This window comes from Micromonospora sp. NPDC047557 (assembly GCF_043205095.1).
GTDB lineage: Bacteria > Actinomycetota > Actinomycetes > Mycobacteriales > Micromonosporaceae > Micromonospora.
Map to the genome: position 1 here is coordinate 38,918 of NZ_JBIDDK010000019.1, position 25,652 is coordinate 64,569.

Sequence of the window (25,652 nt, forward strand, 5' to 3'; positions counted from 1 at the left end):
CATGACGACCGGATCGGAGCGGGGCGGCCACCGGCCGCCCCGCTCGGCCGCCAACACCCCGCTGGCCGTACCACCGGTGCCGGCGCAGCCGACGGGCCCGGCGGCGACGCCCCCGACCATCAATTCGCCGGCTGAGCCCGACTCGGACATCGTCGCGGAACCGGCTCCCCGGCCGGACCGCGCCCAGTACGCGGTGTGCGCGTTCCTCGTCCTGGTCGGCGGGCTGGTCATCGTCGACGGGTTCCGGACCGGGCACGCGATCAGCGCCGCCGACCCCATCGGCCCGAAGCCGCTGCCGATCCTGCTCGGCGTGCTGCTGCTGATCGTCGCCGCGATCTACGCGGTGGACGTCGCGCGTGGCGGCAGCGGCGCGCCGGAGGCCGGCGAGGACGTCGACCTCACGACCCCGATCGACTGGCGGACCGTGCTGCTGCTCATCGGCGCGTTCCTGGTCAACGCGGTGCTCATCGACCCGCTCGGCTGGGTGATCAGCGGGACGCTGCTCTTCTGGGGCTCAGCGTTCGCGTTGGGCAGCCGGCACCACGTGCGCAACCTGCTGATCGCCGTCGCCCTGTCGCTGATCACCTTCTACACATTCGCCATCGGGCTGGGTGTGAGCCTCCCCGCCGGCGTGCTGCAAGGAATCCTGTGATGGACAACCTCGGAAACCTGCTCGACGGGTTCGCCAACGTGCTGACCCCCATGAACCTCCTGATTGCGCTGCTCGGGGTGACCATCGGCACCGCCGTGGGCGTGTTGCCCGGGATCGGCCCGGCGATGACGGTGGCGCTGTTGCTACCAGTCACCTACGGGATGGAACCCACGCAGGCGTTCATCATGTTCGCCGGCATCTTCTACGGCGGCATGTACGGCGGCTCCACCACCTCGATCCTGCTGAACACTCCGGGCGAGTCCTCCTCGGTGGTCACCGCGATCGAGGGCAACAAGATGGCGAAGGCTGGTCGCGCCGCGCAGGCGCTGGCCACCGCCGCGATCGGCTCGTTCGTCGCCGGCACCATCGCCACCCTGCTGCTGGTGCTGGTGACCCCGCCGATGGTGACGTTCGCGATCAGCCTCGGCGCGCCGGACTATCTCGCGCTGATGCTGCTGTCGTTCGTGGCGGTCACCGCGGTGCTCGGTGCCTCCCGGGTACGCGGCTTCGCCTCGCTGCTGCTCGGCCTCGTCATCGGCACTATCGGCATCGATGCGGTGAGCGGCCAGCAGCGACTCACCCTGGGCATCCCGCAGCTTGCCGACGGCATCGACGTGGTCGTGGTGGCGGTCGGCATCTTCGCCGTCGGCGAGGCGCTCTGGATCGCCGCGCACCTGCGCCGACGCGCCACCGAGGTGATCCCGGTCGGGCGGCCGTGGATGGGGCGGCAGGACTGGAGACGGTCCTGGAAGCCGTGGCTACGCGGAACGGCGTACGGATTCCCGTTCGGGGCGCTTCCGGCAGGTGGCGCGGAGATCCCGACCTTCCTGTCGTACGCCACTGAGAAGAAGCTGACGAAGCACCCGGAGGAGTTCGGCAGGGGCGCGATCGAGGGCGTGGCCGGCCCGGAGGCGGCGAACAACGCCTCGGCCGCCGGCACGCTGGTGCCGATGCTGGCGATCGGCCTGCCGACGAACGCGACCGCCGCGGTGATGCTGGCCGCCTTCCAGCAGTACGGCATCCAACCCGGCCCGCTGCTGTTCGAGCGGGAGTCCGCCCTCGTCTGGACGCTGATCGCCAGCCTCTTCGTGGGCAACCTGCTGCTGCTGGTGTTGAACCTGCCGCTCGCGCCCGCGTGGGCGCGGCTGCTGCGGATCCCGCGACCGTACCTCTACGCCGGCATTCTCTTTTTCGCCTCGATGGGCGCGTACGCGGTCAACGCCCAGCCGTTCGACCTGTTCCTGCTGCTCACCCTCGGCCTGCTCGGGTTCGGGATGCGCCGTTTCGGGCTGCCGATCCTGCCGCTGATCGTCGGGGTGATCCTCGGTCCACGTGCCGAGTTGCAGGGCCGGCGGGCATTGCAGCTCTCCGGTGGCGAGCTGCATGGCCTGATCGGCGGCTGGGTCTCCTGGACCATCTACGCCACGATTCTGGTGGTAGTGCTCTGGCCGGTACTCCGCCGCTTCGTCGTGAGCGGAGTTCGGGAAAGGCTGGTGACGAGATGAGCGGCGGCCGGCCTCATCGACACCGAGGCCGTTGACGCCGCCGCCACGACGAGCGCCGGCCCTGGCTCCCGATAGGTCGAATCCCGCCTGTCCGGTCGTGCGGATTGCGACGATGACAACGGCCAACAGAGCAGTCGCCATCATGCACATCACCGGGGGCGCAGCCGATGGGACGGATGCGGGGTATCCACGAGCGACCCGCTGGTCTGACCTACCAGCCGGACGTCGTCAGCAGCGACGAGGAACAATCGTTGCTGGCCACCGTGGCGGCGCTCGACTTCCGCGAGATCCGGATGCACGGCCAGACCGCCCGCCGCACCGTGCGGTCCTTCGGCGTCGACTACGACTTCGGATCGCTCGAGCTCACCGAGGCCGAACCGATGCCGGTCGCACTGCAGGAGGTGCGGCGGCGGTGCGCCGACCTTGCCGGGGTGGCGGAGACGAGCCTGGCCGAGGCCCTGGTCACCCGCTATCCACCCGGCTCGGTCATCGGTTGGCACCGGGACGCGCCGGTTTTCGGGCCGACCGTGGTCGGCCTGTCGCTGGGCTCCGCCTGTTTGATGCGCTTTCAACGCGGCACGGCCGAGAAACGCCGGGTGTACGAGGTGGCGCTGGCGCCACGGTCGGCGTACGTGCTGTCCGGGGCCGCCCGCTCCAGCTGGCAGCACAGTATCCCGCCGGTGCCGGAGCTGCGGTACTCGGTCACCTTCCGGCAAGTTCGCCGGGGGGCAGGCAGAGGCGGTGGTGCCGAGGCCGGCGACCTTCCCGACTCCGGCAGAACCGGCCCGGGGTGACGGACAGCACCGCTAGCGTCGGGCCTATGCCCGCCCGTCCGTCGCGCTGGTCGAGGCCGCTCCGGGTGCTGGAGGCGCCCTCGTACCTGCAGGCGTTCGTCCTCTCCGGCGTGGTCACGGTGCTGGTCACCCGCGCCTATCTCCAGGCGGCCGGCTATCCGCAACTCGGCGGCGGTGGGCTGCACATCGCGCACGTGCTCTGGGGTGGTGTCCTGATGACCGCCGGCCTGGGCGTCGCGCTGGTCTTCCTCGGTAGCGCGGCGCGGAGCCTCGGCGCGGTTCTGGGCGGGATCGGGTTCGGGCTGTTCATCGACGAGGTGGGCAAATTCGTCACCGCCGGGACCGACTACTTCTACGCCCCGGCCGCCGGCATCATCTACGGCACCTTCGCCCTGCTGGTGGTGATCACCCAGGCCCTCCGGGGGCGGGCCCGGCTCTCCGGCCCCGAGCGTACGGCGAACGCCCTGTACGGGGTGGTTGGTGGGCTCCGCACCGGCCTCACCGATGATCGTCGCGCGGCGGTCGCCCGGCTGGTCCGTGGGTGCGGTCCGGACGTCGAGGAGGGGGTGGCCCGGCTGCTCGACGCGGTGCCTCGACGCGAGCCAGCCGGCTCGCGGTTCTGGCAGCCGTGGCTCAGGTGGGCCCGCCGGGCCGTGGTCTGGGTGACCACCCGCCGGTGGGTGGTGGCGCTGGTGGTGCTCTATCTGGTTGGCGAGCCGTTCGTGGTCGTGGGGAACGTCTTTCTGGACGCGGTCACCGGCCAACTCGACGACCAGCGGGAATGGCGCGCGGTGCTCGGGATCTCGGCCTCGGCGCTGATCACCGTGGTGCTCAGCATCCGTGGGGCGTCGCTGCTGTCTCGCGACCGGGTGCGGGCCTTCCGGCTGTTCAAGCTCGCGCTCCTGGTGGACCTGCTGTTCGGGCAGATCTTCAGTTTCACCGTCAACCAGTTCGGGGCGCTCTCCGCGCTCGGGGTGGACCTCTTCCTGCTCGCCGTGGTGACCGCCGAGTTCCGCCGGCTCTGCCGGCAGGCTCCGTCGCCCGACCGATGACATGCGCTGACCATGGCGTCAGACGTAATCATCCCGCAGGCGCCTCAATCGGAGGCCAGCGCGTCGACGATGGCGCCGACCAGCGCCAGAGGTGGCTGACAAGTCCGACCGCCGGCGATCAGCAGCGGGACACGGCGCAGGCCGGCGCGTGTTTCTCGCCGTCGCGACATGGAACATCACCGTCCCACTCCTCGTCGCCGTTTGCCTCAGCACCGCAGTCGCAGCAGGCCTCGGACGAATGCTCATCGAACTGAGCCAAACCGGGACCCTCGACCCTCCCTTCCTGACATTGCCTGCCGCAGGTACCAGCTCAGAGCCTTGATCCACCGACCAATCTTGAGCGCTCACGTTGGGGCTCGCCGCTTACGGCTGCCAGACCTCCGGCCGCCACTCATACAACGACCGTCACACCGCCGCTGGCCTGGTAAGGCCATGGGGAACGCGGTCAGGCACGATCATGCTGAGGTCGACGGACTCGGCCAGGGCACTCATCCCAGCGTCGGTGAGATGCAGGTTGTCGGTGTGGGCATACGCTGGGAGCAGCCTGGACCCGTCCGCTGGATCGCGGAGCGCCGCGTCGAAGTCGATGACCCCGTCGAACGCCCCGCCGTTGCGGATCCACGCGTTCACCTCCTGCCGTACCGCTTCCCGGGCGGCGTTGTGGAAGGTGGAGCCGCCAAACGGCAGGATCGTGCCGCCGTAGACCGACACCCCGCGCGCGTGGGCCTTGTCGACCAGTTGCTGGTACCCCTCCTGCAGTTGCGCCGCCGTGGTGTCGGCCGTGAGGTCGTTGACCCCTTCGAGCAGGATGACGGACCGCACGTTGGGCTGGTCGAGCGCGTCATGGTCGAACCGGTTGAGGGCGCTGCGGCCTCCGGAGGTCGGGCTGCGGTCGCGAAGCACCATGTTGCCCGCCAGGCCCGCGTTGACCACGCCGAGCTTCGGTCCGCCCGGCTGGGCTGCCAGGCGACGTGCCAGGTAGTCCGGGTATCGCCGGTTGCTGAGCTGGCTCGACGAGTATCCGTCGGTGATCGAGTCACCGAAGGCCACGACGGTGCCGCTGGCGGTCGAGCTGACGACGTCGAGTCCGCTGAGGAAGAACCAGGACCACCGTCGTGGCGTGGAGAAGTCGGCGCTGCTGTCGTCCGCAGCATGGTTGCCGGCGACGGAGACGTAGGTGTTCATCAGCGCGGCCGGGTGCACCGTCGACGGACCGGTGGTGCCGGGCAGGTAGATGCTGATCAAAAGATTCTGCCCGGAGACCACCGTCATGTCGGCGGGGTCGCTGATCAGTTCCTGGCCGGCCGGGATCGTGACCGTGCCGGAGCCGCCGAACGTGAGCCGCTGGTGGCTGCCGGTCTTGGCGACCCCGCCGACGCTCTGCTCGGCGAGGTCGACGTGACCGACGGCCAGGGCTGTGGTGCCCCGCAGGTTGGAGACCCGGACCCGGGGTAGCGTGCCACCGCTCGACGCATAGACGACGTGCCGGATCGTCTGGTTGCTGAACGATTCACCGGAGGCTTCCACGGCCGGTGCCCAGATGCCGACCTGGGCTCTGAACGCGGGGGGCGACGGGTCGTCCGTCGTCGGCGGCGTCGCGGCCGGCAGTGCGACCGCGAGGATAAGTGCGAGAAGTACCCGCATGTCAGCTGTTGTGGATCGCGATCCAGCCAAGGCTCTGCCCCGTGGAGGAGAAGACCTCCATCTTGCGGACCACCGAGCCGACCGTCGTCGCCGTGACACTGTTGCCCACGCCGAGCCCGCCGCCAGCGATCACCTTGCCGCTCGTCTTCAGCGAGCCCTGCGCGGTGATCATCGCGGGACCGGAGCGGTGCATGACGACCGTCTCCGCCGGTGCGGTGTACGGGATGGCGCCCTCGACGGTGTTCCACGCCAGGGTGACGTCCGTCGAGATCAGCGTGGTGTCGTTCGGGTCGTTGTCCTTGACGAAGAGCGCTGGCATCGTGGGGTTCGCCTGCCGGACGTGGTTGCTGGACACGACGATCTTGCTGCACTTGAGGTTGACCGCGATACCGGACGACGGCCTCGTGGCGCTGCCGTTGGCGACGCGATTGCCCACCACCGTCGCATCGGTCGTCGCGATCAGGTTGATCTGACCCAGGCAGTTGACCACCACGTTGCCGGTGATCGAGACGCCCATGGCCCGCCCGTGCACACTCTTGCCCGGGTCGCCGAGTCCATCGATCTCGATGCCCCGCAACTGGCATCCGGTCACCGTGTTGTCCGCGACGACGATGTTGGAGACCGCCTGGACGTAGACACCGCTCTGGCCGCATTCCGTGATGGTGTTGTTGGCGATCACCGTGCGGTCGGCGCCGGCCCAGACGCAGATGCCGTCGAAGTAGTCGGAGTCGCTGCCGTAGCCCGGGTGCACGCCGCCATAACGGCGGGCCTCGTCGGTCGACGGCCAGTCCATCGCCACGTGGTTGTCGGTGATCCGGACGTCCTTGCCGTTGGACGAGATGCCGAACCGGGTGTCCTCGGTCGTGCAGTTGGTGATCAGAACGTCATCGGTCGTCCGAGGCGTGTCGTCGAACACCACGATGCCGTTGACCCGAACGCTGTGGACCCGGACGCCGTCCACGACCATTTCGTTGGAGGAGGATATGCGGACACCGTTGTACTGCTGGGAGCGGTCGGTGTCGAGCAGGGTGAGCCCGACCAGCTTGACCCGCCGGCAGTCGCGGAACAGCAGCACGGCCTTCGGAGCCCCGACGACCGAGAGCGCTGCCCCGGTGAGGGCCAGGGTCGCGCCGTCGCCGGCGATGACGACGTCGGTGAGCCCTTGCGCCGTCAGTTGGTCCCGCACCCGGAAGACCCGCCCGGCGGGGAAGTAGACACTCTGCTTGCTGGTGGCGGCGGCGTTCAGTGTCGCCTGGATCGCCGCGGTGTCGTCGGTCGTCCCGTCGCCAACTGCGCCGTGGTCGAGGACCGAGATCCAGCCGACGCCGGTGTCCGTCGTCACGCCGGCCGGTGCTGCCTGGGCCGCCGCCTCGGTGGCCGCCAGGCCGCCGACCGCCACGGTCGAGACCAAACCGGCACGCAGTGCGCCGCGCCTACTGACCATCTCCATCTAGGCCTCCCCCGCTGATCTTTCTGACCAGGAGAGGCTACGCAAGATCAGCGATCTGCACTGCCCCGTGCACCGAATGTCAGCAAGGCCCGCTGCGCCGGGCGCAGGCCGCTGAATGGGTGGATCAAGTCCCGGCGAGAGGCTGAGAACACCTGCACCGGTCGCGAGCAGCTCGACGGTGTTGCAAGGCCATCCAAGCCTCCTGCCTTCCTGGCAGCCGTTCCTGTCGGGCGCCGTTCGGGCGGGAATCGGGCGCCCGGCTGTTTAGATCAGAGATCGACGGCAGAAGCCGGCGGCCGCGGACTCTCCTGCCGGATAGGCCCGCGGAGACGAGACACAGAAACGATCCATCGTCGCGGCACAGCAGATTAGTCGCGATCGTTGGCACTTGCCAGTACTGAAAGAGGCTGTTATGAAGCTTGGCGTTGGTCGTGCTCTTACAGGTGTCGCGGCGCTCACCGTCGCCGCCGTCGTGGTCTTTCCCGGTAGCGCCGCCGCTAGTCCCGAACCCCCCGGTGACGGCTGGGACCACGTGTTCTCGGCGAAAGGTGTGACGGTCTACGTCGAGGAGTACGGCGACATCGTCTCCGTGTGTGACTCGTTGGCCAACGGTTACGCCGCCACGGTGTTCGTCGAGAGCGGGGCGGGCACTCTGTTCTATTCCGCCAAGGCGAGCAACGGCGCGGGTACCTGCACGACTCACCGCGCCAGCGAAGGCGGCAAGTACAACCTGCCGGAGAAGTTGTCCTACACGGTGGTCTACGACGGTAGCGAAGAAGCATCCGACTTGAGCGTGTTCTACAACGACCACTGACAGGGCAGCCTGTCCTTCTGGGACCAGCAGTTCCAGCGCTGGTCGGTGTGCTCGTTCGCGGTCGGCGGGTCGGAGCAGTGGGACTGGCTCGGCGCAGCGAACCAGCAGTGGCGGCTCGCCTGGGCCGGCTTCGGCGCCTTCGCCCTGCACGGCCGGCACAGCGACAAGGTCCTCGAGGTGTCCGATCGGTCCACCGCCGATGGAGTACCCGTCCCGCAGTGGTCCGACCTGAGCCTCGCCAACCAGCGGCGCCGCGTCATTGCTGGCACCTGAGCCGTTCCGAGCAGGTCGGTCAGTATCATCGCGAAAGGCCGTCGAGCACGACAGGCAGTGCCGTCGACGTCGCTGGTGACCTCGCCCGTTGTCGGCTCGGCGAGGCCGCTATCCGACAGACACTGTGCGCACGCGTCGCGACGTCCTAGAACAGACTCATGCCAGACAGTCAGACCGTCGATGCCTTCAAGTTCGTCGCTGTACGTCCGCCGCAACTGGTCGGGCAACGTGAGGCGGCCCTCGGCCTGATCACCGACCAGCGCAGAGCCCCCGGCGGCGGGTCGCTCGCCGGCAACGATGACGGCGAGTCCACGCGGCACCCGGACCCGCGGCTGGCCGCGCTGGCCGAAGCGGCCCGCGCGCTGGCCGACCATTTCGGCGCGCAGCCCGGCGGCGACCCGCTGGGCGACGCGGACCCGGAGCTGCGTGACGTGCTCGCCTTGGCCGAAGGCGATGCCGCCGAGCTGGCCGGGACGGCTTGGGACGCGCTGTACCGGGCGTATCGTCAGGGCCCGGCGGCCGGACCCGACCTGGAGACGCCGACGGCCGCGCTGCGGGCACTGCACTTCGCCGCACTGTGGCGCGCCGACGCGGCAACCACCGCCGCCGACGCGGTGACCGCGCTGGGCGCCACCCCGGTTGTGCCCGCGGAGCTCGCGGTCGTCGAGGCGCCCGAGACCACACGCTGGCGCGGCTCCGCCTCGGTGGCAGGGCACGCCGAGGTGTCCGACGAGCGGGTCCGCGCGCTTCTACGGGAGGTCGCGGCGACCCGCACACTGCTGGACGCCGTACGGGCGAACGCCGCGCCGATCCGCGAGCGGGTGCTGTCGGAGGAGCCAACCCAGCACGGCGACGTGTTCCGCAATCGGATCACGCTGGGACGCGTGGCGAGCATGGCCCGGATATTCGATGGCAACCTGCCCGAGGAAGCGCGGAGCGTCGCGGCCCGTCTACGGATCGGGGAGGCCACCGCGGTGCCGACGGCGACCGCGACCGCTCAAACGCACCTGACCACGCTGCTGCGGAGGGTGGACGCTCTGCGTGACGACCCGGCGCTGCGGCGCGAGTTCCGGGCGCTGTCGGGCACGCTCGATCTGCACGACGTGGGCACCATCGCGCCGGGCCTGGGCATCCCTCCAATCTTCGATGCCGACCCCGACCCGGGCACCAGCCCCGACGTGGATGTCAGCGGCCGGATCCGGCCGCTGGGCGTCGGCGACCTGAAGGTGGTCAAGCAGACCCTGCTCGGGTACGCCCCGGGAGAAGTTGCACACATAGAGAACGTGCTCAAGGGCGAGCACCGCGAGCGGGTGCACCGCATGCTGGACCGGGTCGAGACCACTTACTTCGAGTCGTCGGAGGAGGTGAACGAGACCGAGCGTGACCAGCAGTCCACCGACCGGTTCGAGCTGAAGAAGGAGGCGGACCGGACCGTCAAGGAGGACATGAGCGTGCAGGCCGGAGTGACGGTGACCGCCGCCTTCGGGCCGGTCGTCACCACCGCGCACGGCGACTTCGCCTACGCGACATCCAAGCAGGAGTCGACCAGAAGCAGCTCGAACTTCGCCCGCGATGTGGTCGACCGCTCCGTCACAAAGATTCAGAAGAAGGTGAAGACCGAGCGCACCACCAAGACCTTCCACGAGGTCGAGGAGACCAATACCCACGGCGTCGACAACGCCCAGGGCGCCGCGCACATCACCGGCGTCTACCGCTGGGTGGACAAGCGCTACCGTGCACAGGTCTACAACTACGGCCGGCGGCTGATGCTGGAGTTCATCGTGCCGCAGCCGGCGGCCTATTGGCTCGCCTCGCAGCTGCGGCCGAAGACCGTGGTGGGCGCTGAGCCGCCGATCCCGCTCGTCAACGCTAAGAACCAGCCGCTGACCGCCGCCGACCTCGACGAGTCGAACTACCAGACGTTCGCCAGCCGCTACAACGCCCAGGGAATCACCACGCCGCCGCTGGAATGGACGTACGCGGCGACGTCGTTCGAGCAGAGTGGCGTCGACAACGGCAAGACCGTATCGAAGATGCTCAAGGACCTGGTCGTGCCGGACGGCTACACCATGATCTACTACATCGCCAACGTGTCGCTGATCTACGTGGTCGGCGGGCCACGGTTCTCGATCCAAATCGGTGACGACGCCGCCGAACTCATCGCCAGCACCGCCGTCAAGCAGGGCGGAGTGCACACCCTGGGGTGGGCGCAGTCCTCGGAGACCTTCGACAACCCGACAGGGCCCATGGCGGTCAGCTGCATCGGGTACGACATCAACGCGTACTCGGTCAACGTCGGCATCAACTGCTACCGCAACGACGCGCACCTGCAGGACTGGCAGAACAAAACCTTCGAGAAGATCAGCACAGCCTACCTGGCCATGAAGACGGCGTACGACCAGAAGGTGGCCCAGGCCGGCGCGCCGGAGGGGGCCGTGGTGATCCAGGGCCGCAACCCGGCCACCAATCGGGAGATCGAGCGCACCGAGCTAAAGAAGCTGTGCGTCACCATGATGACCGGCAGTCACCTCGGCGACTACAACGCGATGACGGACCCGGCGGACGCCCCGGCGAAGCTGCCCGAGGTCGACGTGTACGAGGCGATGGCAGAGGGCCCGGTCATCCAGTTCTTCGAACAGGCCTTCGACTGGCCGCAGATGACCTACCTGTTCTATCCGTACTTCTGGGGCCGCAAGACTAAATGGACGGAGGCCAGCAACCGCTCCGACATCGACCCGTTGTTCGCCCAGTTCAAGCAGGCAGGCGCGGCCAGGGTGGTGGTCCCGGTGTCGCCCGCATACAACCTGGCGGTCGCGTACTTCCTGGCTCGCAGGAGCCCTCGGCTGGCCGACCGGGTCTGGCTCGGCGGCGAGCCGCCCACCATCGACGACCCGCTGTACAAGTCGATCGCCGACGAGGTGCGGGCGCAGACCGACGACCTGGCCGGCGCGTTGCCCGAGGGCAGCCCGTGGGAATTCACCGTGCCGACCACGCTGGTGTGGTTGCAGGAAGGCCCCGAACTCCCCGTCTACCCAGCCTGACTCGATGGCCATCGACCTGGGCCCCTACCGGCGAATGCTGACCTCGGCTCGTGTCGAGTTCGAGGCCGGCATGACCGGCGGCAGGGCGAGCGCCTTCGAGCTGGCCGTGCTGCGCGGCGGGGTCGCCATCATGGCCGAGGATCTCGCTCGGCGGCCTGACTCCCTTGCCGCATACGAGCATCGCAAGGAGGGCGGTCTCTCCGGCCCGGAGCTGTGGAAGGTCACCGCGCGGCGGCAGGCGGCAGCCCCGCTGCGCCGCCGTGAGCTGACCCCGGAGGCCTTCACCGCCAAGAACAACGAATACCTGGCGCTGATGCGGATGCTGCGCGAACGCGCCACCATGCCCACGCACCTGGTCGTCGATCGCACCCGCAAGCGCGTACTGCTGGTACAGGAACACGACCGGGCGTCGGCGGTGCCAGGATCTCCGGTGCCTCCCACTCCTTCTGTTCCCGACGCCCTCGACGCCATTGCGGCGACCCTGGCCGCGTGGGTGATGGCGCACCAGGGCGACGACGACTTTCTCACCCTGCCCGCGGCCGAGGGTATGAGCCGGATGCTGGCACAGCGCCAGGACCTGCTGGTCACGCTGCGGATAGCCCAGCAGCAGCCCACCGACACCAACTCCTTCCCGCTGCCCGTCGAACACCGTCCGGCGGTGCTGGAGGTCGTCGAGTTCGGCATCGCCCTCATCCCGGTCGTCGGCACCGCGGTTGCGATCTTCGAGGCGACCTTCGGGTACGACATCTTCGGCTACGAGCTGACCGAGGTCGACCGGTGCATCATCGCCGCGGGCGTGCTGCTGCCGTTCGCCTCCCGGTTCGTCAAGGGCGGTCGGGCGCTCTACACCGCGGCGCGGATGGAGCGGCTGTACGGGCGCGGCGCCGCACGGTGGAGCCTCGCCCTGGCTGCGGGTGAGAAGGTCAGCGAGGACGTCACTGAGCGCCTCGCCATCTCCGAGGCCCGGACCCTGATCGCGGCGGGAAAGAAGGTCGATTTGGCGCTGGCGGCGAGGGCCGTCACCGCGCTGGAGAGGATGGGCGTCAAGCGGGGCAGCCCGCGGGGCATGTCCATCGCCACGTACGTCGCCGACTCGCTGAAGAAGCTCGTCAGCGGAACGGCAGTGCTCAGCGAGCTGGACCATCTGGCGCTGATGCGGGTCGTTGAGAAGGGCCCGAACATTAACCTGATGAAGGGGCAGCTGCTGGAGGAGTTCCTGGAGGCGCGGATCGCGGCGTGGCTGCGTGATCCCGCCGGGGCGCGTGCCCTGGGCATCCACATCCCCGCGCCCCAGACGCTGGAGTTCATCCCGGGCCACATGATCCGCGACGCGTCGGGACGCCAGCTCACCGACGGCATCCTGGCCCACCGGCAGAACGGTGAGCTGATCATCGTCGCCATCTTCGAGGCCAAGGCAGGCAGGCACGCCGCCCGGGAGTTGAAGATCGCGTCCGGCGGCATCAGTTCCCTGTCCCAGGCTGAGCGCGCCGAGCTGCGCGCGTACGCCCGTGACGTGCTGCGCGCCCGCAACAACCGGGCCCGGCTGCGCGGCGAAAAGTTCCCCACCAGAGCCGACGAGGTCGACGCGGCCCTGGACAGGATCGAGCGTGAGGTCGTGCTGAGCGAGGAGGGCGGGCAGGTCCGCCGCGACATCGAGCGGCTGGCGGCCAATGAGGACGGTACCGCGACAGTGGTCCAGGTCGGTGAGGAGTTCCTGCCGGTGCGGGTCTCCCCGAAGGACACAAAGGTCTTCGGTGTACTTCCCAGGGATGTGCCGGTGGGGAACATGCAGGAGCAGCTCACGGGACTGGGCTACAACTTCGAGGTGCTCGGAATGAATGTGACGCAGAAGGAGCTGGTCGACCTGTCCAACAGCCTGCGCATCCACGTGCCGCCGGAGCACCTGCTGGGCCCGGCTCCCCTGCTCCCCCGCGGCGTGCCCGGCCAGGCCGTCCCGGTGCCCGCCACCGGCCAGCCGAAGTAGCAGCCCCGCGCATGTCCGGTGCGGTGCGGCTCGCCGCGACGGGCGAGGACATCTACGGGCGGATCGACACCTGGGTGAACGCCGCGACGGTCAGCGTGTGGGGACGGGTGGAGGACATCACCGACGAGGAGTTCGACCGTGTCCTGCGCGGCAACTTCCTCGGGCAGGTGTACGGGGCCCACGCGGTCCTGCCGGCGCTGCGGCGGCGGCTTCATCGGCGTCTCGTCCGTCGAGGGGTCCGGGCGGTTCCGTTGCACGATCCGTACACCGTCAGCAAGCGCGCCCTGCGCCGGCTGAGGGTAGCGCGCACGGACGGCGTCATGAGAGTGCATCCGTCAGGTGTGGTGATCTGCGGCTTCGACAGCGCACTTTGCGTGCGGCAACGCCGCGTCCGATTCGCGCCAGACGTCACATGTTTGACGAAGCAAGCTGGACGACATGTCGAGCACGAATTCAGCCACGACCGGGGGGCTCCCCGTAAAATTTGAACACTGGTACGACTTCACCGAGGGCGGTCGGGTCCACCGCGCGTTGCTGCCGTTCCCGCCGACGACGCCCGCCCCGTTCGAGGTTGCTCGCTGGTCGGTCGCCCCGAAGACATCCAACGACCTTGATGTGCACCGGTCGCGTGAGGTGTGGGTCATCGTGTCCGGAACCGGTACCTTGACGTGGGCAGACCAAACGACCGTGCTGCACGCCGGAGACGTCACGGCGTTCGAGAGCAAGGTTCCGCACCAGATTCGAAACGACGGACCGGATCCGCTCCTTGCTGTCTCCATCTACTGGCTGCAAGAGAACGACTGATGCAAGCACGGACTTACATAACGGCATCCGAACATCGGCAGAGCCGCGAGCGCTTGCTATGTCCCGGAGGCCATGTATGCGGCGAGGATGTAGTTGGGGTGCCGGTCGAGGTTCTTGCGGGCCCGGTCGTAGCGCATGGTGATGCGCCGGTCGGCGTGGCGAGCGGCGATCTGCACGTCGCGCAGGCTGACGCCGGCGTCGAGCATGGTCGTCACGAAGGTGTGGCGCAGCATGTGGGGATGCATCCTCGGCATTCGGATCCCTGCGGTCTGGGCCGGCTACGTCCTGGCCGTCGGCTGCGACTGACGCGTGCATGTCAACGACGGCCGCACTTTGACCCGCGTCGACGACCTCGCCGACCGGATACCCACCGCCGAGTGGCAGCAGCACAGCTGCGGACCGGGAGCGAAAGGTCCCCGCGACTCTCTGTGGGCCTGGATCACCACCGCCACCCATCCTGGTGAGCACCGGTGGCTGCTCATCCGCCGCAACCGGACCACCGGCGAGCTGGCCTTCTACCTGTGCTGGTCACCTCGCCTGGTGCCGCTGCACACCCTCGTGACCGTCGCCGGATCCCGCTGGAGCGTCGAGGAGTTGTTCCAAACCGGCAAAGGCCAGGTCGGCCTTGACCACTACCAGGTCCGCGGCTGGACCGGCTGGCACCGATTCATCATCCTGGCCATGCTCGCCCTGGCCGTCCTGACCATCCTCGCCGCCCAGCAGGCTGACGCCGACCCAGAGATCATCGCCTTGACCGTCGCCGAGATCCGCCGACTCCTCAACGCCTTCGTCCTCGCCCTGCCACTACCCCCAGCGCACACCCTGCACTGGTCCACCTGGCGACGAACATCCCAAGCCCAAGCCCGGCGATCCCACTACCAGCGCAGACTCGGCCACTTAGCTTGAGACTTACTCGTCTAGGGCTCGAGCGTGGCGGGCATGCTGAAGGCGGCGACATGACGGGCACCGATGAAGGCGTTGCTCTCTACGATCTTCCCGTTCTCGATCCGGAGTACGTCGACGACCAGCGCCTCATAGTGCGGGCTGCCGGGCCGGCGGAGATAGTTGATCAGTGCCGGGCGCCCGTTGGCCGAGGTGGGGAAGGTACGCCAGTCGAGCGGTCGGCCGAGGAACTCCGCGGCCGCGTCGATCCCGACGACCGGCGGCTCGGGCGGCATCGTGATCCGTACGTCCTCGGCGAGCAGTGCCCGGACCGTCTCCGGGTCCTTCGCGTTGGCGTAGCGGCGCAGGATCTCTTCGTCCTCACTGGTGAGCTGCGGACGGCGCCAGTCCTGTGGGTCCGACGGAGCGCGCCGCCGGAGGGTGTGGCGGGCCCGCTGGAGGAGGCTGTTGACGGCCGCTACGGCGGTGTCGAGCGCGCCGGCGATCTCCTGCGGCGTCCAGCCGTAGACGTCGCGCAGCACGAAGGCCGCCCGCTGCCGCGGCGGCAGGTACATGAGCGCTGCGATCAGGGCCAGCTCGACGGTCTCCCGGGCGGCGAGACCGGTCTGCGGATCGTCGGCCCACAGGGCGTCTGGATAGGGACCGAGCTCGGTGGACCACTCCAGCGGGTCACCATACGGAACCGTCCGGTGACCGGCCGCCTTGCGGCTGTCGAGGAAGACGTTCGTGGCGATCCGGTAGAACCAGGTGCGCGCCGACGCCCGACCCTCGAAGCGGTCGCGAGCCCGCCAGGCACGCAGGAAGGCCTCCTGCACCAGGTCGTCCGCGTCGGTGACGTTCCCTGCGAGGCGGTAGCAGTGCACGTGTAGCTCGCGCCGGTGCTCGTCGAAGGCGCGCTGCAGCCAGACCGCCTGCTCGTCAGGCGAGTCGGACATGTGATCTCCCCGGGGCTGAGTGGTCCTCACAACCGTACTGACGACCGCGGACCCCATCCGTCATCGGTCACCGATGACGATCGCCGACTCGGTCGTCTGTACCTGTGACCGACCCCCACTCCACGAAGGAGACAGCCATGACGGCAACCCCCACGTCCAGCGCCGCCGCGCCCCCGGTCGTCGACCGGGAGACCTGGCTGCGCGAGCGCAACGAACTGCTGGTCCGGGAGAAGGCCCATACCCGCGAAGGAGACGCGATCGCAGCCGCTCGTCGTCAACTGCCGATGACCTTGATGCCGACGGTGACGGTCCAGGGCCCCGGCGGGGACACCCCGCTGGTGGAGGTGTTCGAGGGCCGCCGGATGCTCATCGCCTACTTCCACATGTGGCACGACGGCAAACCGTACGAGCATCAGTGTGAGGGGTGCACCTTCTCGACCTGTCACATGCAGATACTGGACTACTTGCACGCTCGGGACGTCACCTACGCCGTGTTCTGCCAGGGTCCCTACGAGGAAAGTGCCCCGTTCGCGGAGTTCATGGGCTACAGGTTCCCCTGGTATTCGGCGAAAGACTCCGACCCGGCTCTGGCCGACGGTCGTGACTTCGGGTTCATCGCGTGCTACCTGCGCGACGGCGACAAGGTCTACGAGACCTACTGGACCACCGGGCGGGGCGTGGAGGCCTTGATGACCACCTACCACGCCCTGGACCTCACGGTGTACGGCCGGCAGGAGAACTGGGAGAACTCGCCTGAAGGCTGGCCGCGGGTGACCGGGCACCCGTGGCGTCTCAACGGCCGCCCCACCGCCCAATGGTCACGCCCCGGCGTTACGCCGGCGGTGACGTCCTGACGCTCGAGATGATCATGCTCGGGTCGGCCGCGGTGTCGGCCTGCTGCTGCGTCGTGCCGCGGGCGGGCGCGTCCCGCAGGGCCCGGATGCTCGCGGGTGCGATGGTGGCTGTCATGGTCGCGGTGACCCTCGACGCCGCACCGGTTGTGCAGTACGCGGGCGCGCTGCTGCTCCTCGCCTTCGCGGTGGCACTCGTCACCAGCGAAGGCGAGGAGCAGCAGCGCGGCCCGGAGGTGGAGTGGCACCGTACGGCCGGGGCCGTGCTCATGGCGCTCGCCGTGCTGATGCATCAACACGGCGGGTCGATGGCTACCCACCACATGGCCGCCGGGCCCCGGATGGACCACGGCACCGTCACCGGCCATGACGCAGCGCTCGTGTTGCTACGCGCCGCCACGGCGGCTTACCTCTGCTGGATGGCGGCCGCACTCGTCCGGCTGCGCAATCGACCGCTCACGGAACTGCTCCGTTGGGAGCACCTGGCCATGGGGGCAAGCCTCGCGGCCATGATCTTGTTCATGAGCTAGCCGAGTAAGCCAGCCGGCAGATCAAGTGACGTTGGAGTACTAACCCCGATTTCTGCAGATGAAGGAGTCCGCTTACCTGCAGATCCGGTCGCTTTGGACGCACTGTCAGCGACAGATGAATGCGCCCAGTTGTCCCGATGGGTGGCCCGGATTTTACGTTTTCACAGGTAGTCAAAGAATCGAGTAAACCAAGTCGCATCGGCCGCCGGGCCGAAGACCCAGCCGTTAGGCCCGTCGTATGGCGTGGCGAGGATGTGCTTAGGCACGATGAGATAACCGAGTCCGGCGAGTGTCTGTTCGATCCTTTGCCGGTCGTCGGGGTGCAGGTAGGGCTTCTGATCGCTCGGACTGGACGCCGCGTACGTGGCGAGGCCGCCAAACTTGCTAACACTCACGACCAAGGGCAGCTGGATGCGTGTGCGCTTCGTGTGACTGCGGCTGGCCTCGGCGGGAATCCAGACGCTGCCAAAACAGGCGGAGTCCTGGGCCAGCCCCGAGTCGCACGGGCAACCATAGGCCTGACTCAACCGCTCTACGAGCCGCTCAAACCGGCCCTGGGTCGCAGTCTGGTCGAAGTCGCGTGGCACCTCCAGGCCATCACCTTCATCTCGCGCCACCCGGTCGTTCAACGCCGTAAGCATCGGCTTCGGCATGGCCCCCGCCACCATGGCCCGCAGGATCGACTCCGGCCCGATGCTCCCTGGTGGCGCAACCGGCTCGTCCAGCGCCCGGAGTATCGACCACCAATCCGCGTCAACCATTGTCACGCGCGCACCGTAACCGCCGAGCTACGGAGCAACCAACTGGTTTGGGCGGGAGCGACTGGGCACTTGACACACATCCGGACCGGCAGTTTCCGATGCCCCATACCCACGCTTGACGGCCAATCCTCTGCCAACACTGGAAAGCGCACCGTCATCGGCACGAGCGGACGCTGACGGGGCGCGCCGTCTGGGGCAAATCAGGACGTCTGACCTGGGCGCCTCAACTGGCAACTGCGGCGACGTCAGGCGGACCGAGGAGGTCCCACCGGTTGCCGGCGATGTCGAGGAAGACCGCGACCCGGCCATAGGGCTCGGCCCGTGGCTCCCGGACGAAGGTGACACCGGCCTCGGCCATCCGTCGGTAAGCGGCGTCGAAGTCGTCGACGCGGAGGAAGAACCCGACCCGGCCAGCTACCTGGTTACCGACCGCAGCACGCTGGTGTTCTCCGTCCGCGCGAGCGAGGAGAATCCCGGTCTGGGCACCCGGCGGCTGGACGACGACCCAACGCTTGGGCCGCCCGTCAGTGGTCAGCGATGGGGAATCCTCGACGAGGTCGAAGCCGAGTACGTCGGTGAAGAACGCGATCGCGGGTTCGTACTCGTCAACGATCACGGCAACCAGGTCGATCTGCACCACGGCAGCGTACGCAGGGTCGTCGTGTCGCCGCCCGCGCGCCGACAGTGGCAGATCTGTGCACGAGAGCGTGGACTCTACGAGGCAATGCATGAACTAAGAATCAGCGCTCAAGCGTTGGTTTCCCTCCAGCTATCGTCGTCAGCTGCCCCGTGCCCGGACCGCAGTGACCGCCCTTGTCGCCCTCACGGGCCCGGCGCGCGGGACCACCGGTCGCACCCACAGCGCCAGTGGCATGGTGTCGGATGAGCGCGATCGTCGCTGTACCCCTCAACCTGATCGCTGCTGTGCAGTACCTGTCAGCCACCGCAAACGGGGGCGAGTACATGCGCAGTGTCCTGGCCGAAACCACCCTGCTGCTGGTCGCCGCATCCGTGGCACTCGTGACCACCACGACCGCCGGTATCCAGGTTGTCCGGCACACCGCGGCACACCAGCAGCACACCGCCGGTGCCCGAGTCACAACGGCTTAGTCGTCCACGTGACGCACGGTCGGCGGCATGTGCGGATAACTTCCTGCGTTGGGCCCTGGTCGAGCCAAAATCTGCGATCCCTTGCCCTGCATGATGTTCAGCGCCCGGCATAGCTCGGCGGTCAGCACGATCGCGGACGCTCCGGTCCTGCCACGCCCACGCGTACAGCCACCCGCCACCTGGCGGCGGACCCGGCAGCGCGTCGACTGCCAGGTTGGCACCGAGCCCGCCGGCGGGTGCAGGAGTTCCGGCCTGGCTCGGAGCCGACTCAGCAACCAGGACGTGCCCACCAGGGGATGCCCGGCAAACGGCAGCCGCACGCTCGGCGTATAGATATCGACGACCCCTGTGCCGGCATCATCGACGAAGACAGTCTCGCTGAAAGGAGATCTGCCATAAAGCGATGCTAACCACAGCAGGCTTGCTGAGCGGACACCGAAGCGCGCGCCTCGCGGCAGATGTGCGCGTCGCTGCCTCACCGCAGCGGCTTGGGGTCGGGCGTCGGTTGGTGATTGCCGCGGCTAAGACTCGGTTGCGGCGCCGCCGATGCGGCTGCGGTTGTGACCAGCCCTGCGAGCATCGCGGTCTCGGCGATGATGCCGATATGGCCGCGGCGGGGCACGACCACGAGGCGGGCGTTGGCCGCTGCCGCCAGGAACCGCCGCTCGTCCACGCGGAATGGGTCACGAGCGCCGTTGAACAGCAACACCGGTCCCGGATAGCGGTGGAGTTCTCCGATCGCGTCCATCTCGGATAGCGCCGCGACCACCTCAGGCATCACCGCGCATCGCACGCCGCCGGCGACCATCGCCTCGGCGATCGGTTCCGGCAGTGCCCGCCGGAAGCCGCTCGCGCTGACCCGGTCGGCGATATCCGGTCGGCTCGCCGCGAGCCGGGCCACGAGGCGGTACGCGGCGAGAAAGCCTCCCCGCGGCTGGACGGTGCAGCCGCCGGCAACGAGGGCCGCGACCCGGCCGGGATGTCGGCCGGCGGCGGCGATCGCCATGAAACCGCCGAGCGAGTGCCCCACGAGCACGGCACGTCCACCGACGCTGTCGATGGCGGCCACGATCGCCGCGACGGCACCGTCAATGGTGAACGGCTCGGCCTCTCTCGTCCCGTGGCCGGGCAGGTCGGGCGCAGCGCTGGGGCCGTTGACCAGTGCGGCGACGGGCCCCCACATGGTGGAGCTGAGCCGGATGCCGTGGACGAACACCGTCGGGATCATGACGACCTCCTCGGAGGCAGTAAATGCAACGCAACGTTGCGTTGCAATCTACGGTAAACTACCGCCATGACCGAGGGAAGCGGCGCGCGTCGCACCGCCCAGATACTCGACGCAACCCTGCACCTGGTTGCCGAACGCGGCTACGAAGGGCTCACGATCGAGGGTGTCGCCGAGCGCGCCGGAGTCAACAAGACCACCATCTACCGCTGGTGGCCATCCAAGGCGGCACTCCTGGGCGTAGCGCTGACCGACGCGCCGCTGCTGCGGTTCGCCGCGCCGGACACCGGCAGCCTGCACGGCGATCTGCTGGCCCTTGCTCAGACATTGGTCAGCCTGCTCACCGAGCCTGGCTCGGCGACCCTCGCGGTCGCCGCGCTCGGCGCCGCCGCGCAGAACCCGGAGCTGGCGGCATACGCGCGGGCCTTCTTTGCCGACCGCCTCGCCGGCCAGCTACCGATCTTCACCCGCGCCGCGGAGCGAGGCGAGCTGGCTGCCGACACCGACCCGATGCTCATCATGGACGCGCTCGCGGGCGCGGTCTGGGCCCGCGTCGTGCTGCGCCAACTCCCGGTCGAGAAAAGCTTCCCGGAGAAACTTGCGACCCTGCTGCATGTCGGAGTCGCCACGTGACATCGCCCAGAACCCAGTCCGCCGTCGCGGCGGCCGAGACCACTGTGATGACCTGGAACATCGCCGGTGGCGCGATAGACGCCGGCGCAGACAGGTGGACAGAGCACATCAACATGCTGCTCGCTGATGTGGTCGGTCTGCAGGAGGTGTGCAAACACCAGGTGTACGACATCGAGATGAACCTGGAGGAGGTTACCGGCGTCTCCTGGGAGTCCTAGTTTGGCGTTGCCCAAAACGTTGCCGCCTCCTGCATCGGCCCGTACGGCCAAGCCTTCATCATCAAGTCCTCGGCGCAGCCCCGGAACTGGCTCAACCATCCTTATCCGCATGAGGAGGCGGGATGCGGGCAGGACCCGGAGGTGCGGGCGGCCCAGTCGGTGACGGTGACCCTGGGCGGCGTCGACGTGAGGGTGTTCAACACGCACATGGCCACCGAGGGGCGCGCGTGGTGCCAGGTTCCCGTACTGATCCAGCTGGCCAGCCAGTGGCCACACTCGATCATCATGGGTGACTTCAACCTGCCCCCGACAGACACCGGAATATCGGCCGTGGCCCTCGCTGCGGTCGTGGGTTTGCGCTGCGCAGGTAACACCATCGGCGGCGAAAGCGGCCCTACGCCGAACCCCAGCAGCACACGCGCAACCCCTACGTCTTGCGCGGGCGGTGATCTCGACGACCCAGGCCAACAGTGGGCGGTGAGCGGCCGGGGTGGCGGTGGCGAGGATGGCTGCGGGCGTCGGTTCGCCGCCCGGCCCGGCGGCACGCTCGGGAGTGGGCTGAGCCCTCAGTCGACCCGGATCGCATGTAGACCCGATGAGCCCCGCAGGTGGGGCGCACGGAGTGGCGCCGAGAACGGCCGGGACGGCTTCGGGCAATAGCAGCCGACAGGAATCGGCGACACAAGGAGCGAGATGATCAGACGCAAGGGTCTGGCAAAGGCGTTGGCATTGGCGGTCACGAGTGCGTCGGCGATGGTGCCGATCCAGGCGACCCCGGTGACCGCGTCGCCGGCATCGGCTGCCTCGGCTACGGCTTCGGGCCAGGGGCGTTGGGTCACCCTGATAACCGGTGACCGGGTGCTCGTGCGGACCTCGGCCGGGCGGACCGACCTGGTGGTGGACCCGGCACGGAGGTCGGGGCCGGTGAGTTTCCGGGAGCTGACGAGGCGCGGTGATCGATACCTGCTGCCCGCGGACGCGGCCGCGCTGGTGCAGGCCGGCGTGCTGGATTGGGAGTTGTTCAACCTCACCGGTCTGGTCCGGCAGGGGTACGACGACCGGCGTACGTCGAACCTTCCGCTGCTGGTGCGGTACGCGGACGCCGCAGTGGCGGCCCGCTCGGCCCCGGCGGCGGGGGCGAGCGTGCGCCGGGCGCTGCCCCGACTGGGCATGACGGCGCTCGATGAGAAGAAGTCCCGCGCGGTCGAGTTCTGGCGCGGGCTGCGGCTAGGCACCGAGCAACCGGGCGTCAGGACGCGGTTGGCTGGCGGCATCGAGAAGGTGTGGTTGAACGGCCGGGTCCGGGCGAGTCTGGAGCAGAGCGTGTCGCAGATCGGCGCGCCGGCCGCCTGGGCGAAGGGACTGACCGGCAAGGGCGAGACGGTGGCCGTGTTGGATACCGGCGTCGACACCGACCATCCGGACTTCGCCGGAAAGGTGACCCAGTCGAAGGACTTCTCCGGCAAGGGCAGCGTCGACGACGGCCACGGGCACGGTACCCATGTCGCCTCGACCATTGCCGGTTCGGGCGCCGCCTCGGATGGCCGGTACCGGGGCGTGGCCCCGGACGCCAACCTCGCGGTCGGCAAGGTGCTTGATGACACCGGCTACGGGTCCTTCGACGCGATCATCGATGGGATGCGCTGGGCGGCGGCGGACGCCAAGGCCACCGTGGTGAACATGAGCCTGGGTGGCTATGCCACGGACGGCAACGATCCGGTGTCCGCGGCGGTCAACGAGTTGACCCGCGCCTACGGCACGCTCTTCGTCGCCGCTGCGGGTAACGACGGTGCCGAGGAGGCGGTGACCACGCCGGCGGCGGCGGATGCGGCCCTGGCCGTCGGCAGCGTGAACAAGAGCGACCAGCTCAGCGCGTTCTCCAACCGCGGTCCTCGCCCCGGTGACGGGACGGTGAAGCCTGAGCTCGCCGCCCCAGGTGAGGGGATCGTGGCAGCCCGACCGGGCGGTGTGCCACCGATCGGCGCGCCGGTCGGCGAGGCCTACCAACAGCTGGACGGGACGTCGATGGCAACCCCGCACGTGGCCGGGGCGGCGGCGCTGCTCGCACAACAGCATCCGGACTGGACGGCGGAAGAGATCAAGTCCGCCCTGACGAGTACGGCAGTCGAGGTCGCCGGCGCCGGACCGTACGCGGTCGGCACCGGCCGGGTCGACGTCGGTCGGGCCACCGGTCAGCCGGTTACCGCGACAGGCAGCGTATCGGCGTTCCTGAAGTGGCCCACCAAGGACCAGCAGCAGAAGCGGTCGGTTACCTGGCGAAACACTGGCTCTGCCCCGGTGACGCTCGCCCTTTCGGTGGCGCTCGCCCGACGTGACGGGCAGCCGGCTCCGGCCGGGTTGCTCGGGTTGTCGGCCGAGTCGGTGACCGTACCGCCGGTCGGGAGCGCGCCGGTGGAGCTGACGGTGACCGGCCGGGCCGGCGCCGCCGGCACGTACGGTGGGGTGCTCGTGGCCCGGAGCGCGGACGGCGCGACCAGCACGCGTACCGCGCTGTCGGTGGTCCAGGAAGCGGAGACGTACGACCTGACGGTCAACCTGACCAACCGGGCGGGAACCGCCCCGCCGTCGGGCGACTCTCCCAGCGTGGCGATCATCGATCTGGACCACAGCGACTTCTTCTTCTGGGGGACGCCGGGCAAGGTGCGGCTGCCGGTCGGGCGGTATGCCGTGCATGCCACGATCGAGACCCCGCGGGCCGGGCAGGAGCCCACGTACAGCTTCATCTCCCACCCCGAGCTGAAGCTCGACCGGGACCGGGTGCAGACCCTCGATGCCCGGGACGGCAAGCGGGTGTCGGTCAACCCGGACAACCCCGAGGCCCGGGGCGGCGGCTACGCCATCTCATTGCACACCAGGGTCGGCGACTGCGCCTGTTCCTCCGGCGTCCTCGCTCTGCTGGACCCCCGTTTTCAGGAGGCGTACGCGGCAACCGTGCCGGGCACCAGTTCGCCAAGCTTCGCCTTCGGGCAGGCGCGGCGGGCGACCGAGCCGGGATTGGAGCTGTTCACCGGCGCCAAGAACCCGTTCGAGGTAGCAGTCGGCTGGCTGTTCGGCTCACCCACGTCGGCCGAGCACGCCACTCTGCCGGCCGTGTACGGCGGGCAGGGCACCCCGGATGACCTGGCGAGGATCGACGCCACCGGCAAACTGGTGCTGATCGAGGTGGCCGGCGACATCCCCGACGAGGAGCTGCTCCAGCGGACCGTCGCCATCAAGGAAGCCGGCGGGCGGATGGCGATGGTCATCATGCTGGCCGACGCCGCTGATCTGATCCGCGCCGGCGGGCAGGAACCGGGCGAGCCCGCGCCGGCGCTGCCCACCCTGGCCGGTTACGGTCAGACCGCGCAGCGGTTCGCCACCCTGGTCAAGGCGGGGGAAACCACGGCGTCGTACACCAGCCGACCGGAGACCGCATCTCGATACGAACTGGCGTACGGCGTGCAGCGACAGGTCACTTCGTCGCAGGTCCACCGGCCGCGCACCGGGGAACTCGCCGCGGTGCGGACCAGCTATCACGACAACGGAGCGGATTCCGTGCGGTACTTCGGGGCGGCGACCCCGTTCTTCGGCACGTCCCTGTCAGCCGGTTGGACGCTGCCGGTGCGGGTCCCGCAGGAACGCACCGAGTACTTCACCCCCGGTACATGGGAGCTGGACCTCGGCTGGCGGGGCGGCGACATGCTGCGCGACACCCTGCAACTGGCGGCCGGGCGCGACCACCGGCTCGCCTGGAACAAGGCCGTCGCCGGCCCGACCTTCCGCGGCACGACTTGGACCCAGGACGGCGAGCGGCGGTGGGCCTGGCGCAAGGACGGCGCGATTGACGTGATCCTGCCGATGTACGGTGACTCGGCCGGGCGGCCACGGCAGCCCTTCCCCTACGACGGCACCGACACCGGCTCCGTCAGCCTCTATCGGAACGGGGCGCTTGTGCGGACCGAGCCGGTGCCCGACGCGGCCCGGTTCGACGTACCGGACGAGCCGGCGACGTACCGGCTGGTTGCCGAGACCAGTCGGGCGGGCGAATGGTGGCCACTGTGGACGAAGGTGTCCGCGGCATGGAAATTCCGCTCGTCGGCCGCCGACGAGGCGGCCGCACTGCCGCTACTGACGGCCCGGTTCGACCCGGCGGTCAACGTACGCAACCAGGCCTCCGGCGGGAAGTTCACCTTCCCGGCCTATGTCGAGCGGCAGGGCGCGGCCGGCGTGACGGTCGCCTCCTTCACCGTGGACGTTTCGTACGACGACGGCGCCACCTGGCAGCCGGCCGCCGTCACCCGGGCCGGTGACCACTGGGCAGTAAGTGTCACGAATCCCGGCAAGGGCTACGCCTCGCTCCGGGCCCGGGCCGCCGACACCGACGGCAACACCGTTGAGCAGACCTCGCTGCGCGCGTACCAGATCGGTGGGTAGTCCCGGCCGGTGCTGGCCGCACGTCTGCCCGCGAACACT

24 protein-coding genes are annotated in these 25,652 nt (G+C 68.9%); 17 read left to right on the forward strand and 7 right to left on the reverse strand.

The genetic code is table 11. The features are described 5' to 3' along the window. Position 1 precedes the first annotated feature (1 nt). From ACGGAQ_RS29965 to ACGGAQ_RS29980, 4 genes are all read left to right on the forward strand, one after another. Positions 2-652 (forward strand): tripartite tricarboxylate transporter TctB family protein, encoded by a 651-nt coding sequence (locus ACGGAQ_RS29965; RefSeq protein WP_393054981.1) that lies wholly within the window; start codon positions 2-4, stop codon positions 650-652. Further along, positions 652-2,157: a tripartite tricarboxylate transporter permease gene (locus tag ACGGAQ_RS29970; protein ID WP_393054983.1), complete on the forward strand. Its 1,506-nt coding sequence runs from the start codon at positions 652-654 to the stop codon at positions 2,155-2,157. Before ACGGAQ_RS29965 ends, ACGGAQ_RS29970 begins: the two co-directional genes overlap by 1 nt. 176 nt (positions 2,158-2,333) lie before the next feature. Further along, entirely contained in the window at positions 2,334-2,951 is a 618-nt protein-coding gene (locus ACGGAQ_RS29975) for an alpha-ketoglutarate-dependent dioxygenase AlkB (protein ID WP_393054985.1), read from the forward strand. A 26-nt stretch (positions 2,952-2,977) separates the two neighbouring features. After that, positions 2,978-4,003, forward strand: coding sequence for a hypothetical protein (locus ACGGAQ_RS29980; protein WP_393054987.1), 1,026 nt, complete (start codon positions 2,978-2,980; stop codon positions 4,001-4,003). A 405-nt stretch (positions 4,004-4,408) separates the two neighbouring features. On the opposite strand, the gene ACGGAQ_RS29985 is transcribed toward ACGGAQ_RS29980, so the two are convergent. Together ACGGAQ_RS29985 and ACGGAQ_RS29990 are read right to left on the reverse strand one after the other, a co-directional pair. Then, a complete protein-coding gene (locus ACGGAQ_RS29985) occupies positions 4,409-5,647 on the reverse strand; it encodes an SGNH/GDSL hydrolase family protein (protein WP_393054989.1) in 1,239 nt (412 codons plus the stop codon). A gap of 1 nt (position 5,648) precedes the next feature. Further along, complete coding sequence (locus ACGGAQ_RS29990) at positions 5,649-7,097, reverse strand: right-handed parallel beta-helix repeat-containing protein (protein WP_393054991.1); 1,449 nt, start codon at positions 7,095-7,097, stop codon at positions 5,649-5,651. Between the two features lie 412 nt (positions 7,098-7,509). Between ACGGAQ_RS29990 and ACGGAQ_RS29995 the strand changes: the two genes are divergently transcribed. The 6 genes from ACGGAQ_RS29995 to ACGGAQ_RS30020 all read left to right on the forward strand — a co-directional run bounded on the left by ACGGAQ_RS29995 (position 7,510) and on the right by ACGGAQ_RS30020 (position 14,013). After that, positions 7,510-7,911, forward strand: coding sequence for a hypothetical protein (locus ACGGAQ_RS29995; RefSeq protein ID WP_393054993.1), 402 nt, complete (start codon positions 7,510-7,512; stop codon positions 7,909-7,911). Positions 7,912-7,956: 45 nt separating this feature from the next. Next, entirely contained in the window at positions 7,957-8,184 is a 228-nt protein-coding gene (locus ACGGAQ_RS30000; RefSeq protein ID WP_393054995.1) for an RICIN domain-containing protein, read from the forward strand. A 158-nt stretch (positions 8,185-8,342) separates the two neighbouring features. Beyond that, the gene (locus tag ACGGAQ_RS30005) at positions 8,343-11,225 is read left to right on the forward strand and encodes a hypothetical protein (protein ID WP_393054997.1); all 2,883 of its coding nucleotides are present in this window, start codon (positions 8,343-8,345) and stop codon (positions 11,223-11,225) included. A gap of 4 nt (positions 11,226-11,229) precedes the next feature. Beyond that, complete coding sequence (locus ACGGAQ_RS30010) at positions 11,230-13,209, forward strand: pre-toxin TG domain-containing protein (protein WP_393054999.1); 1,980 nt, start codon at positions 11,230-11,232, stop codon at positions 13,207-13,209. Positions 13,210-13,220: 11 nt separating this feature from the next. Then, the gene (locus ACGGAQ_RS30015; RefSeq protein ID WP_393055001.1) at positions 13,221-13,697 is read left to right on the forward strand and encodes an SDR family NAD(P)-dependent oxidoreductase; all 477 of its coding nucleotides are present in this window, start codon (positions 13,221-13,223) and stop codon (positions 13,695-13,697) included. Then, positions 13,648-14,013: a cupin domain-containing protein gene (locus tag ACGGAQ_RS30020; protein WP_393055003.1), complete on the forward strand. Its 366-nt coding sequence runs from the start codon at positions 13,648-13,650 to the stop codon at positions 14,011-14,013. Before ACGGAQ_RS30015 ends, ACGGAQ_RS30020 begins: the two co-directional genes overlap by 50 nt. A gap of 56 nt (positions 14,014-14,069) precedes the next feature. Here the strand turns inward: ACGGAQ_RS30020 and ACGGAQ_RS30025 are convergent, their stop codons facing one another. After that, positions 14,070-14,273 carry a tyrosine-type recombinase/integrase gene (locus ACGGAQ_RS30025; RefSeq protein ID WP_393055121.1) on the reverse strand — a complete coding sequence of 68 codons (204 nt, stop codon included), beginning with the start codon at positions 14,271-14,273 and terminating at the stop codon, positions 14,070-14,072. Positions 14,274-14,346: 73 nt separating this feature from the next. Here ACGGAQ_RS30025 and ACGGAQ_RS30030 point away from each other — a divergent pair, with 73 nt between their 5' ends. Then, complete coding sequence (locus ACGGAQ_RS30030; RefSeq protein WP_393055005.1) at positions 14,347-14,919, forward strand: transposase; 573 nt, start codon at positions 14,347-14,349, stop codon at positions 14,917-14,919. A gap of 11 nt (positions 14,920-14,930) precedes the next feature. Here ACGGAQ_RS30030 and ACGGAQ_RS30035 read toward each other — a convergent pair whose 3' ends face one another. Beyond that, positions 14,931-15,851, reverse strand: coding sequence for an RNA polymerase subunit sigma-70 (locus ACGGAQ_RS30035; protein ID WP_393055007.1), 921 nt, complete (start codon positions 15,849-15,851; stop codon positions 14,931-14,933). Positions 15,852-15,988: 137 nt separating this feature from the next. Here ACGGAQ_RS30035 and ACGGAQ_RS30040 point away from each other — a divergent pair, with 137 nt between their 5' ends. After that, positions 15,989-16,705 carry a DUF899 family protein gene (locus ACGGAQ_RS30040; RefSeq protein ID WP_393055009.1) on the forward strand — a complete coding sequence of 239 codons (717 nt, stop codon included), beginning with the start codon at positions 15,989-15,991 and terminating at the stop codon, positions 16,703-16,705. A gap of 113 nt (positions 16,706-16,818) precedes the next feature. Next, positions 16,819-17,232, forward strand: coding sequence for a hypothetical protein (locus ACGGAQ_RS30045; protein ID WP_393055011.1), 414 nt, complete (start codon positions 16,819-16,821; stop codon positions 17,230-17,232). A 161-nt stretch (positions 17,233-17,393) separates the two neighbouring features. Here the strand turns inward: ACGGAQ_RS30045 and ACGGAQ_RS30050 are convergent, their stop codons facing one another. Beyond that, positions 17,394-17,999 (reverse strand): hypothetical protein, encoded by a 606-nt coding sequence (locus ACGGAQ_RS30050; protein ID WP_393055013.1) that lies wholly within the window; start codon positions 17,997-17,999, stop codon positions 17,394-17,396. A 217-nt stretch (positions 18,000-18,216) separates the two neighbouring features. Further along, positions 18,217-18,633 (reverse strand): VOC family protein, encoded by a 417-nt coding sequence (locus ACGGAQ_RS30055; RefSeq protein WP_393055015.1) that lies wholly within the window; start codon positions 18,631-18,633, stop codon positions 18,217-18,219. A 242-nt stretch (positions 18,634-18,875) separates the two neighbouring features. Between ACGGAQ_RS30055 and ACGGAQ_RS30060 the strand changes: the two genes are divergently transcribed. Then, entirely contained in the window at positions 18,876-19,103 is a 228-nt protein-coding gene (locus tag ACGGAQ_RS30060) for a hypothetical protein (RefSeq protein WP_393055017.1), read from the forward strand. Positions 19,104-19,578: 475 nt separating this feature from the next. Here ACGGAQ_RS30060 and ACGGAQ_RS30065 read toward each other — a convergent pair whose 3' ends face one another. Further along, positions 19,579-20,331 carry an alpha/beta fold hydrolase gene (locus ACGGAQ_RS30065; RefSeq protein WP_393055019.1) on the reverse strand — a complete coding sequence of 251 codons (753 nt, stop codon included), beginning with the start codon at positions 20,329-20,331 and terminating at the stop codon, positions 19,579-19,581. A 66-nt stretch (positions 20,332-20,397) separates the two neighbouring features. On the opposite strand from ACGGAQ_RS30065, the gene ACGGAQ_RS30070 reads away from it, so the two are divergent. The 3 genes from ACGGAQ_RS30070 to ACGGAQ_RS30080 all read left to right on the forward strand — a co-directional run bounded on the left by ACGGAQ_RS30070 (position 20,398) and on the right by ACGGAQ_RS30080 (position 25,613). Further along, complete coding sequence (locus tag ACGGAQ_RS30070) at positions 20,398-20,961, forward strand: TetR/AcrR family transcriptional regulator (RefSeq protein WP_393055021.1); 564 nt, start codon at positions 20,398-20,400, stop codon at positions 20,959-20,961. Next, on the forward strand, positions 20,958-21,179 hold the full coding sequence (locus ACGGAQ_RS30075) for a hypothetical protein (RefSeq protein ID WP_393055023.1): 222 nt from the start codon (positions 20,958-20,960) through the stop codon (positions 21,177-21,179). Before ACGGAQ_RS30070 ends, ACGGAQ_RS30075 begins: the two co-directional genes overlap by 4 nt. A gap of 693 nt (positions 21,180-21,872) precedes the next feature. Beyond that, positions 21,873-25,613, forward strand: a complete 3,741-nt coding sequence (locus ACGGAQ_RS30080; protein WP_393055024.1) for a S8 family serine peptidase — start codon at positions 21,873-21,875, stop codon at positions 25,611-25,613. Positions 25,614-25,652: the final 39 nt, after the last annotated feature.